The sequence below is a fragment of the Sulfuricurvum sp. genome, from assembly GCF_028713855.1.
GTDB lineage: Bacteria > Campylobacterota > Campylobacteria > Campylobacterales > Sulfurimonadaceae > Sulfuricurvum.
In genome coordinates this window covers 161,733-175,611 of record NZ_JAQTNN010000001.1, presented here as the reverse complement: position 1 = coordinate 175,611, position 13,879 = coordinate 161,733, and the positions used below count along the sequence as shown (strand labels likewise).

The 13,879-nt window shown below is 43.3% G+C and carries 12 protein-coding genes and 1 pseudogene; 7 read left to right on the top strand and 6 right to left on the bottom strand.

Annotation, left to right across the window (positions count from 1 at the left end; translation table 11 throughout):
• Positions 1-51: 51 nt before the first annotated feature.
• The 3 genes from PHI47_RS00885 to PHI47_RS00875 are packed head-to-tail and all read right to left on the bottom strand — an operon-like array spanning position 52 to position 2,400.
• The gene (locus PHI47_RS00885) at positions 52-498 is read right to left on the bottom strand and encodes a DUF188 domain-containing protein (RefSeq protein ID WP_299932574.1); all 447 of its coding nucleotides are present in this window, start codon (positions 496-498) and stop codon (positions 52-54) included.
• Positions 482-1,123 (bottom strand): DUF2238 domain-containing protein, encoded by a 642-nt coding sequence (locus PHI47_RS00880; RefSeq protein WP_299932572.1) that lies wholly within the window; start codon positions 1,121-1,123, stop codon positions 482-484. The genes PHI47_RS00885 and PHI47_RS00880 overlap by 17 nt, the downstream gene beginning before the upstream one ends.
• An 11-nt stretch (positions 1,124-1,134) precedes the next feature.
• On the bottom strand, positions 1,135-2,400 hold the full coding sequence (locus PHI47_RS00875; protein WP_299932570.1) for a malic enzyme-like NAD(P)-binding protein: 1,266 nt from the start codon (positions 2,398-2,400) through the stop codon (positions 1,135-1,137).
• A gap of 169 nt (positions 2,401-2,569) precedes the next feature.
• Between PHI47_RS00875 and PHI47_RS00870 the strand changes: the two genes are divergently transcribed.
• From PHI47_RS00870 to PHI47_RS00860, 3 genes and pseudogenes are all read left to right on the top strand, one after another.
• Complete coding sequence (locus tag PHI47_RS00870; RefSeq protein ID WP_299932568.1) at positions 2,570-4,198, top strand: methyl-accepting chemotaxis protein; 1,629 nt, start codon at positions 2,570-2,572, stop codon at positions 4,196-4,198.
• 22 nt (positions 4,199-4,220) lie between these two features.
• A pseudogene (locus tag PHI47_RS00865) lies at positions 4,221-5,408 on the top strand (FIST N-terminal domain-containing protein); the annotation flags it as partial.
• A 162-nt stretch (positions 5,409-5,570) separates the two neighbouring features.
• A complete protein-coding gene (locus PHI47_RS00860) occupies positions 5,571-6,224 on the top strand; it encodes a methyl-accepting chemotaxis protein (protein ID WP_366882416.1) in 654 nt (217 codons plus the stop codon).
• A 12-nt stretch (positions 6,225-6,236) separates the two neighbouring features.
• Here the strand turns inward: PHI47_RS00860 and PHI47_RS00855 are convergent, their stop codons facing one another.
• The 3 genes from PHI47_RS00855 to efp form a co-directional block, all read right to left on the bottom strand.
• A complete protein-coding gene (locus PHI47_RS00855) occupies positions 6,237-6,983 on the bottom strand; it encodes a DUF1566 domain-containing protein (protein ID WP_299932566.1) in 747 nt (248 codons plus the stop codon).
• Positions 6,970-7,533 carry a DJ-1 family glyoxalase III gene (locus PHI47_RS00850; protein WP_299932564.1) on the bottom strand — a complete coding sequence of 188 codons (564 nt, stop codon included), beginning with the start codon at positions 7,531-7,533 and terminating at the stop codon, positions 6,970-6,972. Before PHI47_RS00850 ends, PHI47_RS00855 begins: the two co-directional genes overlap by 14 nt.
• Before the next feature lie 129 nt (positions 7,534-7,662).
• Positions 7,663-8,229 (bottom strand): elongation factor P, encoded by a 567-nt coding sequence (efp, locus tag PHI47_RS00845; protein WP_294871369.1) that lies wholly within the window; start codon positions 8,227-8,229, stop codon positions 7,663-7,665.
• Positions 8,230-8,431: 202 nt separating this feature from the next.
• On the opposite strand from efp, the gene PHI47_RS00840 reads away from it, so the two are divergent.
• From PHI47_RS00840 to PHI47_RS14550, 4 genes are read left to right on the top strand one after another with little or no spacing between them, the layout of a single operon-like run.
• Positions 8,432-9,787, top strand: coding sequence for a TolC family protein (locus PHI47_RS00840; RefSeq protein ID WP_299932561.1), 1,356 nt, complete (start codon positions 8,432-8,434; stop codon positions 9,785-9,787).
• Positions 9,787-10,572 carry an efflux RND transporter periplasmic adaptor subunit gene (locus PHI47_RS00835; protein WP_299932560.1) on the top strand — a complete coding sequence of 262 codons (786 nt, stop codon included), beginning with the start codon at positions 9,787-9,789 and terminating at the stop codon, positions 10,570-10,572. Before PHI47_RS00840 ends, PHI47_RS00835 begins: the two co-directional genes overlap by 1 nt.
• A gap of 8 nt (positions 10,573-10,580) precedes the next feature.
• A complete protein-coding gene (locus tag PHI47_RS14555) occupies positions 10,581-12,170 on the top strand; it encodes an efflux RND transporter permease subunit (protein WP_366882414.1) in 1,590 nt (529 codons plus the stop codon).
• Positions 12,170-13,879, top strand: coding sequence for an efflux RND transporter permease subunit (locus PHI47_RS14550; protein ID WP_366882344.1), 1,710 nt, complete (start codon positions 12,170-12,172; stop codon positions 13,877-13,879). The genes PHI47_RS14555 and PHI47_RS14550 overlap by 1 nt, the downstream gene beginning before the upstream one ends.

The following is a 13,879-nucleotide window of genomic DNA, read 5'->3' as shown; positions in this document are numbered from 1 at the left end:
CCTTGAAAAAAAGTAAAACGATTATAGTGTTTCGTGGGTAAAGGGGAGCTTTTACAATCGTTTCGAAAGCAGTTTATTCAACCCGTCCGCAAACATTCTCACCGTTTTTTCTCCGATAGCACTGGGGCCACCCGTGATTTCTCCATTATTGCGCAGCTCCTCCATCAGATTACGCATTGCGAGGAGGTGTTTGATGTTGTTCTCATCGTATATCGTCCCTCGCGGATCGAGACCGACTGCTCCGATTGTCACGATCCGATCAGCCAAAGGAATGTCCGCCGTTATTACTAAATCACACGCTTCACACAGCTCGGCGATACGATGATCCGCTTCATCGGGGCCTTGCGCCACTACTTCCATCGAGACAAAAGGAACATTCGGAATTCCGATTTGCTTATTGGCAATAAAAATCGTCGTAATCTTGCGCTTTAGTACAGCTCGAAGCAAAATTTCTTTGAGTGCATTTGGAAAGGCATCCGCATCAACAAGAATTTTCATTATCACCCACTTTTGTAATCAATTTATCGTGAAAACGAGAGAAAAAACTGATAGCAACACTGCTTCCTATCAAAGCAAAAAACATATCCGATTGCGTATCCCAAATATCACCTTGTGTCCCTAAAAACTCATCCGCGCCCTGCCCCATCCAAAGTGCCGCACCCCACTCGATCAGCTCATACGACGCACTGATCGCAAGTACAATACATATCACAATGAAGTTCAACATACGGCGTCCGTTGACATAGTTTCCGCGAATCAAGATTTCACGTGCAATCAAAGCCGGAGCGAAACCCTGCATAAAATGGCCGATTTTATCGTACGGATTTCGAGTAAGATCGAACCATTGTGCGATCTCAAATCCGAATGGGACACGGGCATACGTATACATTCCTCCGAATATAAGAACAATGGAATGGAATAAAATCACGGCATAAAGGAGTGATGTTAGAGGAAAACGGCGATACGTGAACAACATAACAGGCAACGCAATCAATACGGGAAGAACTTCCATAAACCATGTCAAAGTATCATACGCATGAAAACCCGTATAACCCAATAAAGCAAGCAGAAAAAAACCGCCTAAACTGATGAGATTCAGACGTATATGCCCCCCTTTAGACATCTTTGTTCACTTTAGTCCAACCGCTTAGCCAGTTGGATTCGATACGTTTCAAGATCAAACTCTTTTACCCGTGCCACACCGCTTTTGACCGCCGCTTCCGCAACGCTGGCAGAAACTTCGACGATAAGCCTCTTATCGAACGGTTTGGGGATAATGTACTCAGCACCAAATTCCAATTGTGTTCCATACAGATCATTCAAATATTCCGGAATCTCTTGACGTGTCAGGGATGCCAAAGCATGAGACGCCGCCACTTTCATCTCCATGTTAATCGTTTTGGCTAGCACATCCATCGCTCCGCGAAAGATAAATGGGAAACCGAGGACGTTATTCACCTGATTAGGATAATCGCTCCGTCCGGTCGCGATAATCGCATCAGAACGTACGGCGCGAACCTCTTCAGGAAAAAGTTCAGGAGTCGGATTCGCGAGGGTAAAAATGATAGGATTTGGAGCCATACGTTTTACATCCGCAACCGTAAAACTTCCCGGAGCCGATAGCCCGACAACAACATCCGCATTCTCAAATGCCTGCGAAAGGTTCATCCCCTCAGCTGCCACAAATTCGAGTTTTTGCGCGTTTAGATCACTTCGCCCTGCATGAATCAGCCCTTTGGAATCGGACATATAGATTTCACGCACTCCCATAAAGCGGTAAATTCGCCCGCAGCTAATCGCGGCCGCTCCCGCTCCGACGATAACAATTTTCATCGTTTCCAAAGAGCGTCCGGTGATATGTGCCGCATTGATGATCCCTGCCGAGGAGATTACCGCCGTACCGTGCTGATCGTCATGCATGACCGGAATATCGAGACGCTCGATAAGACGACGTTCAATCTCAAAACACTCAGGGGCCTTGATATCTTCGAGGTTAATCCCTCCGAACGTCGGAGAAATCGCCGCCACGGTATCGCAAAAGCGCTCGATATCGGTTTCATCCACCTCGATATCATACGCATCCAAATCACTAAATTTTTTAAAGAGGATCACTTTGCCTTCCATTACCGGCTTGGAAGCCAGTGCCCCTAAATTTCCCAATCCTAGTACTGCCGTCCCGTTTGAGATAACCGCAACCAAATTCCCTTTTGCGGTATAGCGATACGCATCATCGGGATTTTTTTGGATCTCCAGACACGGAGCGGCTACCCCGGGAGAATAGGCCAAACTCAAATCGCTCTGCGTCGTAAAAGATTTTGTAATAAGAGTCGCTATTTTACCGGGAAACGGCTGTTCATGATAGCGCAGGGCCTGCTGATTTAGGGAAGAATCGTGGCTCATAAGTACCTCTATGAAAAATATTTGTGATTATACACCACACTCTCTCTAAGAGGTTCATTCTCCTGTAGTATTTAATATAAGATGACTGACTTATAATTATTTTATTCGTCTAATTTGAAATATTTTGTATACAATAGGGGAAAGAAATTTCATCCTTAAAGGATACAACATGACGGATAATATAACAATCAAGACGAAACTAACCGTTTTAGCGGTAGTAATTCCCGTAATTTTGATCATTTTAGTCGCCTTTTCACTCTCGACCGTTAAAAATGAGTTATTGGATTCCAAAAAAAACATGTTGAAAACGCAAATCGATACGGCATGCACATTAATGTCCTACTATGATAAAGAGATTTCTGAGGGAAAAATGACACAGGCAGCAGCTCAAGAGGCTGCTAAAAACGCCATCAAAAATCTCCGCTACAGTGGAGAAGAGTATTTTTTCATCCTTGATACCGATATCCGCGGAATCATGCATCCGATCAAACCCAAGCTGGACAATACAGATTTATCAAATATAAAAGATCCAAACGGAAAAAACCTTTTTGTTGAATTCGGAAAAGTTGCAAAGGAGCATAGCGAAGGATATGTTGATTACATGTGGGCCAAACCGGGTAATGATACCCCTCTGCCAAAACTCTCTTATGTCCGTCTTTTTAATCAATGGGGATGGATTATCGGCACCGGAGTCTATGTTGACGATGTTGAAAATGAATTTACGGTGATTGCTACTCGCATGATTGGAATTTCATTTCTCCTTATCGTAATCTTGCTCTTTTCCATTATAGGTCTTCGCCGTTCAATCACGACCAAACTTTTCATGATGCAAACCATGGCTCAAGAACTTGCCACCGGTAATGGTGATCTTACCAAGCGGTTAAATATCCCCGGAGACGATGAACCCGGGAAAACTGCAGCTTCCATTAACGCGTTTATTGAAGCGACACAACACATGGTACAAAGTGCTAAACGCTCATCCGAGGAAAATGCTTCCGTCTCCATAGAGCTGTCACAGACATCGCTTAATATCGGACACCGAATGGAAGATGAAGCCCAATTGGTTCAACATATCCATTTTAATACCGAACATCTCATTACCCAACTCAATCGTAGTAAACAGGATAATGAACAAACCCGCAACGAAATCATATCCGCCAATGAGACGCTCATCCTTTCCCAACGTGAACTTGATGATATGATTTTGATGATTCGCAGCAGTGCAGAAGTCGAAACAATTTTTGCCGACAAACTGCATGAATTGACCACTACTGCACACCAAATCAGTGAAGTACTCTCCGTTATTGGTGATATAGCCAATCAAACCAATCTACTCGCACTCAATGCGGCCATCGAAGCAGCGCGGGCGGGTGAACACGGACGCGGATTTGCCGTTGTTGCCGATGAAGTCAGAAAGCTTGCGGAACGGACACAGGGGAGCTTGACACAGACCAACGCCACCATTTCACTGATTGTCGGCTCTATCGAAGAAGCAACTGTGCAAATGGGACAAAATGTTAAACAGATTCAACAAATCGAAAAGAAATCCCACTTTGTTGGTGATAGCATTGCTCAGGCTGTCACTGTTGTACAACAAACGACCGAAGCTATCAAAAAACTGGTTATAGATGCCGATAAAAATATGTCTGAAGTCGAAACCATGGCATCCGGTCTAGCCAATATTAATGAGTTAACGCGTACCAATGCTCGAAGTATCGAAGAAATTGCCAGTACTGCGGAACATTTATCCCATGTTGTAGAAGGTCTAAACAACCAACTCAGCCGATTTCATGCTTAACTAAAATTAATATAAAGGAAATATGATGTTTGGTCTTTTTAAAACTGCTGATACGCAAGAAAAAATTGTGAATCAGATTGACAATGCTATGATGTCTATAACATTACGAGAATCGGAAATTAGCAGCGGTAAACTTGAACGCCTCCCTCTTATCCCTAAAGTGGTTATCGGATTTGTCTCTCCTTCCCTCGATTTTACCACCGTATCTTCACGACTCAAACAAACACTACCCAGTGATACAACCCTCATCCTTTCCACTAGCGCCGGTGAGTTATGCAGTTTTGACAAATCAACACCCCTCTCTCACCTCTATTCTCAAACCGATGCCGGAACCGGTGACAATATCGTTTTGATGCTGTTTGCAAAAGAGATGATTAGTAATGTTTATGTAGCATCGATCCCTCTCAAAAGTGAAGACATCGGAAGCAGCTCAAAAAATGCAGCAGACAGAGTTGCGGCAATCTCTGATGAGCTACGACGTGTTCGTGTCCCGTTTAAAATGAATCATGAAGATACGCTCGGATATACACTCATCGACGGTCTATCTGCCAGCGAGAGTTTCTTTATGGAAGCGGTCTACAATGTCGGCAGCTTTCCCTGTCTTCTCGTAGGAGGGAGTGCAGGAGGAAAACTCGATTTTCAAAACACCTACTTATTTGATGGAACACGTGCATTACGTCACCATGCACTCATTACTTTTATCAAATTTAATCCTGCCTATCGATTCGGAATTTTCAAAAGTCAAAACTTCCGAAAATCAATGACAAAATTTACGGTATTGGATGCCAATCCTATCAAACGAATTGTCAATGCATTTTTGGATTTAAAAACCAATACGCAAATCAGTGCCGTTGATGCACTGACAGCGCATTTTAAGTGTTCACCAGAACAATTGGATGTCAAACTGGCAAACTTCACCTTCGGTATCGAAATCGACGGTGAGATATATGTTCGTTCCATTGCTTCGATAGACATAGCTTCCAATGCCATCCATTTTTATTGTGATATTGAGGCCGGAGAAGAACTGATTCTCCTTGAAAAAACGGATTTTGTCCAAACAACATCTGAGAATTATTCTGATTTTAGCCGCAACAAGCCCAAAGCAATCGGAGCCATCTTCAACGATTGTATTTTACGACGTTTATTCAATACCAAAGAGCTCAATAATCTCCGTGCTTTTAACGATATCCCCGTAGCCGGATTCTCAACATTTGGTGAACTTTTGGGGGTTAATATCAACCAAACGCTAACGGCAATTTTCTTTTACCATGTTGAGAATAGATCGTTTAATGATGAGTATATTGATAGTTTTGTCCAAAAATATGCCGGATTTAAAAGCTATTTCCTTCTACGTAAAATCAATCGACAAAACATGATCGATAATATCAATAAAGCAATGCTCACTCAAATGAAAGAGAGTATGCCCGTGATACAAACCATCGGTAACTCCATCCGCAATGCCGTTGATTCGATTGATACGATCGGGACACAACTCACAAATGTCAAAGATCAATTCACCATTTTCGCAAACAATATGGAAAAAAGCAGTGCAGATAACAGTAATCTCTCCTCAGAAGTAGAAAGTTTAACCGGTAACGTACGTGAAATACGTACCGTTCTTAGTGTTATCTCTGATATTGCCGATCAAACCAATCTCCTCGCCCTCAACGCCGCAATAGAAGCAGCACGTGCAGGTGAACACGGCCGCGGATTTGCCGTTGTTGCCGATGAAGTACGAAAACTGGCTGAACGAACCCAGAAAAGTCTCTCTGAAACGAACGCATCCGTCAGCACTATTATCCAAGCAGTAGAAAGTATCAGTGATACCATGGGTGGTGTCAGCAGCGGACTTATCGATATGGCCTCTAAAAGTTCAAAACTATCTCATGAAATGGAAAGTTTATCCCATGAGAGCCAAGTTGTTTCACAAGAATTGCGTTCTCAGTCGTTGCTAACCGAAAATCTCAATGATGAGTTATCAAAATTACAAACCTATGAAAAAACACTGGATATTCTGAATCACTAGCATTCAGAATAATTATTCACTCACGCACCGTGCATATACCGCTTCACTTTTCGGAGCGGTCGCAATCCCTCCGAGTTTAAATCCGACGACATACGCCTCTTTATCGTTTAAAGAATCACTTGTCCAATAATATCGCTGCATCATTACCCCGAAAAACTTCATATCTACGCTCGGGCGGGTAAACGCATAATCGACAATCCCATACAGTTCTTCCACCGTCGGCAAACGCCAAGAACGGCCATAAAGGGTGAGGTTTTCGCACATCTCTTTGGCATCATCATGCGTGTATTTAAGCCGTTTATCGATGGCATCCAGTGAAAGCCAGATAATTCCGGAGAACGGATCTCTAGTCCCTTCTGGAATGAGACTATACTCCTGTACTCGTTTATTCTTTACCTCATTACTACAAGCGGCAGATATCCGTTTCCACCCCGGAGAGAGAGTAATATTGCGTTCTTTTGGGAAAAAGCTGTATCCAAGCATCGGAATAATACCGCCATCCCCCTGACTCCCCGTACCGATTTCAGTGTTATCAGCAGCGGTTTGATCCGATGACCAATAACTATAGGTTAGATTAAAAGGGGTGGTTTTAGGGAGAAGATAGATTTCAGAAATACTCATTAGACGCCATCCATTGCCCAAAGTACGGCAATACTCGGCGGCATTTTCTTGTGAGTAACTTTCACTTGAAGCTAAATGAACCTCTCCCCATACGGAGGGAGAGATTAAAAAGAGAAAAAGGAAGTTATAAAGCCGCACAATATTCGGCTAACAAATCAGTTCGAAGATCCTCATAAACATCCTTGCCCACAAGTTTTTTGACAATAGCCAAACCAAAGCAAATTGCCGTCCCGGGACCGCGTGATGTCATAATATTATCCGTTTCGACAACCGAAGCTTCACCGTGAAATCCGGCCACGTCAATTTTCTCTTCGATGCTCGGATAACAGGTGTACCCCTCTTTGAGAACACCTGCGGTATAAAGAGCATACGGAGCGGCACAAATTGCACCGATAGCTTTCCCTTTTGAATCCATTAGTTTTAAAAGGGACTGAACAGCCAAATTAGTGGCCAGTATTTTGGTATTTCCCCACCCTCCGGGTAGAATGATCATGTCTAGTTCATCGGAACTCAATCCATCGATCGGACGGTCAGCTTGAAGCGTAATGCCGTGAGCCCCTTTGATCATCAGCGATTCATCGAGTGATCCTATAATAACTTCGATCCCCCCACGACGCAAAACATCGATGATACAAACGGCTTCGATTTCTTCAAAACCTGTTGCGATAGGAACTAAAACTTTAGGCATAGGTAACTCCGGATCATAAGGATTAATGTCATTATTGTACTCTCAAATATAAAAATAAGAATTAATGATTTGATTTAGAAAAGAGAAAAAAAGTGAAGTGTACTCCCGAAAAATCGGGAGGAGAAGAGATTATTTAACTTTCTCCATGTATTCACCCTCAACGGTGTTAACACGGATAATATCGCCTTCAAGAACATGGTAAGGTACTTGTACAACCGCACCGGTTTCAAGTGTAGCCGGTTTTTTAGAACCGCTTGACGTGTCCCCTTTGAAGTTTGGCGGAGTTTCAACAATTTTGAGTTCCATGATTTCCGGTGCTTCAACGCTGATTGCATTTCCGTTATGGAAGATCATTTGAACGCTGGTGCCGTCTTTGATCCATTTCATCGCATCTTCACATTGATCGTACGTAAGACCGAGTTGCTCGTAGCTTTCGTTATCCATAAACTGAAGCATTTCGCCATCGTCATACAAAAATTGCATCGTGGTATGAACCAAATTAGGTACTTCGAATTTGTCTCCCGCATGGATCGTTTTTTCGATCACTTTACCGTTCAAGAAACTCTTTACTTTACAACGGACGAATGCCGCCCCTTTACCCGGTTTAACGTGTTGGAATTCGACTACTTTATACGGAACACCCGTAATCTCCAAACGTACACCTTTTTTGATATCACCCATACCGATTGTTGCCATCAGGAAACCTTTTTGTATCTTTATTTGTCCGAATTTTACCCGAAACTGCGCCGAATTTCAAACCCGATGTAACTTATGGTATTATCTTACCTATTAACACTTCCTTGTTTTGAGTGTTTTTAGCTCTATTAAATTCGTTAACGTGTATAATATTCCTTATACGATTGATTATAATCACAAATACATTACAAGGATTCATTAGATGAATACCCTTTCACGTATCTTCGGTGCAACGCTCCTGATCGGTTCCGCTCAGCTCATGGCATCGGGCCTTTCACTGCCCGCAGCATTGGAAATTTTAGAAAACAACAACCTTGAAATCCGTTCCGCTAATCTCGATCTTCAAAGTGCGCAGAGCGATACCGAAATTGCAAAGGGCTACAAGTACGGCTCACTCGATTTTACCGAAACAGCAAGCCGTTCAAATGATGCGGGAAATGTATTCGGATTTAAACTCAGCTCACGAGAAGCGACATTTGGAGATTTTGGATTTGCACAATTTGATAATACCAACCCCAATATTCTCTCTGTGCAACCCAAAGACCTAAACTATCCCGGCTACCAAAACTATTTCCAAAGTAAACTGACCTATATGGTTCCCCTTTATACCGGCGGCAAATTAAGCGCTTATGGAAATATCAGTGAGAAGATGGAAAAAATCAAAAAACTCGACGCCGATCACATGAAAACCGAAAAGCGCTACGAACTGCGTAAAAGCTATTACGATATGGCGCTTCTTCAAAGCAGTATCGATCAAATGAAAACCATCCATAAAAATATTGTGACACTTGAACATACCACCCAAATGATGATTCAAGAAGGGTATGCCAAAAAAGTCGATCTTCTCGAAGTTGAAGCTCGAAAGGCAAACGTGCAACGCAGTATCACTGAGATGGAAGCCAATAAAAAGCTCCTCTACCATTACCTCAGTTTTCTTCTAAACGAAAACGTTACTGAAATTGAACTCCCTAAAAAAGACTATCCCGCTTCTGCACTATCAGAGACTGAAGTGTTAGCGAGCAATACCGATCTGCAAAAAGCTTCCACTGGACTGGAAATTCGCGAAAAAATGGTCGATTTAGCCTATGCTCCTTTTCTTCCTCAAATTGGTGCATTCGCCGAAGCTTCGAGTGCAGACAATAGCTTTTTAGGAGATTTTAACGATCATAAAGCGTTTACCATCGGTGCAAAACTCAGCTGGAACCTCTTTAACGGAGGAGTCGATAAAAACAGCCTTGAAAAAGCCCGTATCGAAAAGCTCAAAACAACGACTCAGGTAGAATTGGCCAAAAAAGGGATTGCATTGCAGTTTGATAAAATCCGCACTGAAATCGATAGCTTGAATTCTCAGGTTAACAGCTTGGAAAAAGAGCGGGATTTAGCGGATCAAATCTATAAAAACTATGAGGGGCGTTATCATGAGCACCTCGCATCGATGAGCGATGTTATTATCAAGCAATCACAACAAATCGAAAAAGTCCTCAACCTTCAAATGGTTAAAAATCAACGAAACGAGCGTATTTTCGCTCTTGAAAAACTTAGTAACGGAGTCAAATAATGAAATTTTGGATCACCTCACTCGCCCTTGCATCAACGCTCAGTGCCGCAGGACTCAGCCTCTCAGGAAGTGTTATCAGCGATAACCAAAAAATGATCACCAGCCGCAATATGGGATTTGTCACCAGTGTCAATGTTTCCGAGGGTTCCCGTGTCAGCAAAGGGCAGCTTTTATATACGATCGATTCTAAAGAGATCGACTCAGCTAAAACCCAAGTGGAATTAGGAATCGCTCAAGCCGAACTCTCACTCCAAATGTATCAAAATCAATATGCGAACCTTGAACTCAATCTAGAGCGTAATAAACGTCTCTTGGCTCAAGACATGGTCTCTAAATTCGAAGTTGAAAATCTCGAACTTTCAAAAAAGAACCTCCAGAATATGATCTCAATCGGTGAACGACAAGTCAGCCAAGCCAAAGCACGTCTCAAAGAGGTTAACAACCAGTACAACTACCTCCGTATCACGGCACCAAATAGCGGTGTTGTTGTTGCAAAAAATATCAAAGTAGGTGAAATGGCAATGCCGGGGATGCCGGCAATCGTTCTCTCCGATTTGAACGCTCTCAAAATCGAAGTGGAAGTAGCTGAAAATAATTTACGCCTCGTACCGGTCGGAAAAGCGGTCAAAATATCTATCCCATCGGTCGGATTTAACGGTAGCGGACGGGTAAGTGCTATTATCCCTAGTTCCAATCCTATGACCCATAGCTTTAGAATCAAAGTCTCATTTAACGCTAAACAAACCGTTTATCCCGGCATGTATGCTACTGTTGATATCGAGTAGGAGTTATGATGCATACACCACAAGCCTATCAGCCTAAAGATTCTGCCGGAAAACTTGCAAAAGGGTTTTTACGCAATCCCCTCACTCCAATCTTGGGAATTTTTCTCCTTCTCATCGGTTACATGGCACTTATGCTTATGCCCCGTGAAGAGAATCCTCAAATGGTTGTCAGCGGCTCTACCGTCATTATTGCCCTCCCCGGAGCAACCGCTAACGAAGTTGAAAACGTTATCGTCAAACCCTTGGAGCGAAAACTAAAAGAGGTCAAAGGGATTGAACATATCCACGGCATGGCGATGGACAATGTTGCCGTCATCAATGCCGCCTTTTTTATCGGTGAGGCCAAAGAGGATTCCAACCTCAAAATATACGACAAAATCATGCAAAACATGAGTATCCTCCCCAAAGGTGCTATGCAGCCGATTATCAAACCCCTCGATATCGATGTCGATATCCCGATCGTTTCGGTCGCGTTTTATTCCAATAATCCGAAAATGGATCCTACCCTGCTCTACGACCATGTCAAAGAGATTCAACATCATATCAACGGCCTTCCTAACGTCGCTGTTACCGATATCAAGGGTGCTAAAAAACATCAATATAATGTCCTTGTGGATATAAACCGCCTAGCGGGATACAACCTCTCTCTTGGACAAATCGTGATGGCTACCCAATCATTGGCCTATAACGTTCCTGAGATTAAAGGAAAAACACAAGATAACCAAATCGTGATGATCGGGGTTCGTAATGCCATCGACAGTGTCGAAGACGTCGGAAACATCATCGTCGCCCAATACGGCGGATCAGCGATCTACCTTCGTGACGTTGCAACTATCAGCGCAGGACAAGATATCCAAAACTTCAAATCAGCGCTTGTGAGTGTCAAGGGTGAAGATGGAAAATTCTCACCGCTGAAAGATCAAATCACCCTTACGGTATCCAAACTCCAAGGGACGAATGCCGTTATCATTGCCGAAGCGGTAAAAACAGAACTTGAAAAGTACAAAGAACAGATGAAAAGCGAGGGAATCAGCTACGTTATCACTCGTAATGACGGAGAACGGGCAAACGAAGCGGTCAATGAGCTGGTATTCCACTTGCTCCTCTCTATCGTTATCATCGCTATCTTGCTTGTTTTTGTTTTGGGCTGGCGCGAATCGCTGATCGTTACCTTCACCGTTCCGGCGATTTTGGCAATCACCCTCTTTATCGCTTATCTAACGGGGCAAACCATTAATCGTATCACCCTTTTTGCCTTCCTTCTCAGTCTGGGACTGCTAGTGGATGCGGCGATTATCGTTATCGAAAATATTCACCGTCACTTCCACGCACCCGGGGCAGCCGATCGAGATGCCGATGAGCTAATGATCGAAGCAACCGATGAGATCGGCGCACCGACCAATATCGCGACCTTGGCCATTATTCTCACGATGGTTCCGATGGCATTTGTCGGTCAAATGATGGGACAGTTTATGAAACCGATCCCTGCCAACGTCCCCGTTGCACTTGTGGCATCCCTGTTTGTCGCTTATATCTTCACCCCGTATTTGGCGATACGGTTGCTTAAAAAACCCGAACACCACGGAGATTCTCACTGATGTACAAAAAATTTGAAAACTATTTACTCCTGATTCTCAACACACCCTCCAAAAAAAGAATGGTGTTATGGGGAACACTGATTGCCTTTATTTTATCGGTAGCCCTCATTCCGACCAAACTCGTTTTGGCTAAAATGCTTCCGGGAAAAAACAACGATACCTACAGCGTCTACATTGATCTTGCGAATGGAAGTTCCATCGAACAAACCCGTCAAGTGAGCGAATGTGTCGTCGGAATTTTACAGCATGAAAAAGAGGCATTGGATACTGAGGTCTTTTTAGGGAGCGGTTCACCCCTTGATTTTGCCGGGCTGATCAAAGGAAGCCATTTTAAAAACAACGAAAACGTCGCCGAAGTGGTCATTAATCTGACCAAAAAGCATAACCGTGACGAACCGTCTTATATGATGGTGCAACGTCTTCGTCCTGTTATCCTCAAACAATGTGAGAGCTTATACGCGCAAACCAATATCAAATTTATTGAACCCCCTGCCGGTCCTCCTACCATGGCGGCGATTGTTGCCGAAGTCTACGGAAATAAAGCCGAAGGGATTCGTCATTTGAGCGAACGTGTCGAGGGAGTTTTCCGTAAAACAGACGGTCTTGTCGATATCGATATCATGCAAGATGAGATTTATGATAAATTCGAAGTTCGTGTTAACACCGATAAAATTTCAAGATCAGGTCTTGATGTTAAACACGTCAACGATATTTTGTACCTTGCGTTTGAGGGGATGGGGATTGCCGTTAAAAACTCCCAAAGCGCAACTGATCAAATCCCAATTTTCTTAACATTGACCCCTGAAGGGAAAAAGTTCGCTTCCAAAGATAAAACCGCGATTGAGATGAAACTCTCTTCCCTCAAACTACTCAACCAAATGGGGATGATGGTTCCCATCACTGAGATCGTCGATATCATAGCGGTCAAATCCAATCCGATGATTATGACTAAAGATCTTCATCAAATGAGCAATGTTGTAGCCGAAACCGATATGGTTTCACAGGTTTATCCATTAATGGCGGCACGCAACGTTATTCTCGATACCTTCAACGATGAATACGAAATTACCAAAACGGGATTGTTCAACCTGCAACTCGTTGATAAAAAGACCAAAGAAATTTATGATCTCAAATGGGACGGCGAGATGAAAGTGACACTCGACACCTTCGTCGATCTCGGAGGTGCCTTTATCGCGGCACTGATCCTTATTTTCTTACTCATGGTTATTTACTACAAAAGTTTTGTCATCAGCGGTATTGTATTGTTGGGAAGTTTCCTTTCCATCATCGGGGTTATTTTCGGCCATTTCATTATGAATATCTTTACTGCCGATACGTTCTTCCTGACCGCAACATCATTGATCGGATTTATCGCCTTGATAGGAATCAGTTCGCGCAACTCACTTCTACTAATCGACTTTACCAAATCGTTGATGCTGGACAAAGGGATGCACAAAAAAGAGGCAATTGCCTATGCGACCGCTACCCGTGCAAAACCGATTTTTCTCACCGCTGCGGCAATTATCCTCGCCTCCACTCTTTTGGCAAGTGACGCCGTATTCGGAGGGCTTGGAGTATCACTGATTTTTGGTACAATAGCAGCCGTCATCGCGTCGCTCTTGGTTGTGCCTGTTCTAATCGACAATTCTGATTTGGAACGTCATTTCAACTTCCATGAACGCAAAGCGGTATCGATAATGGAGCCATAA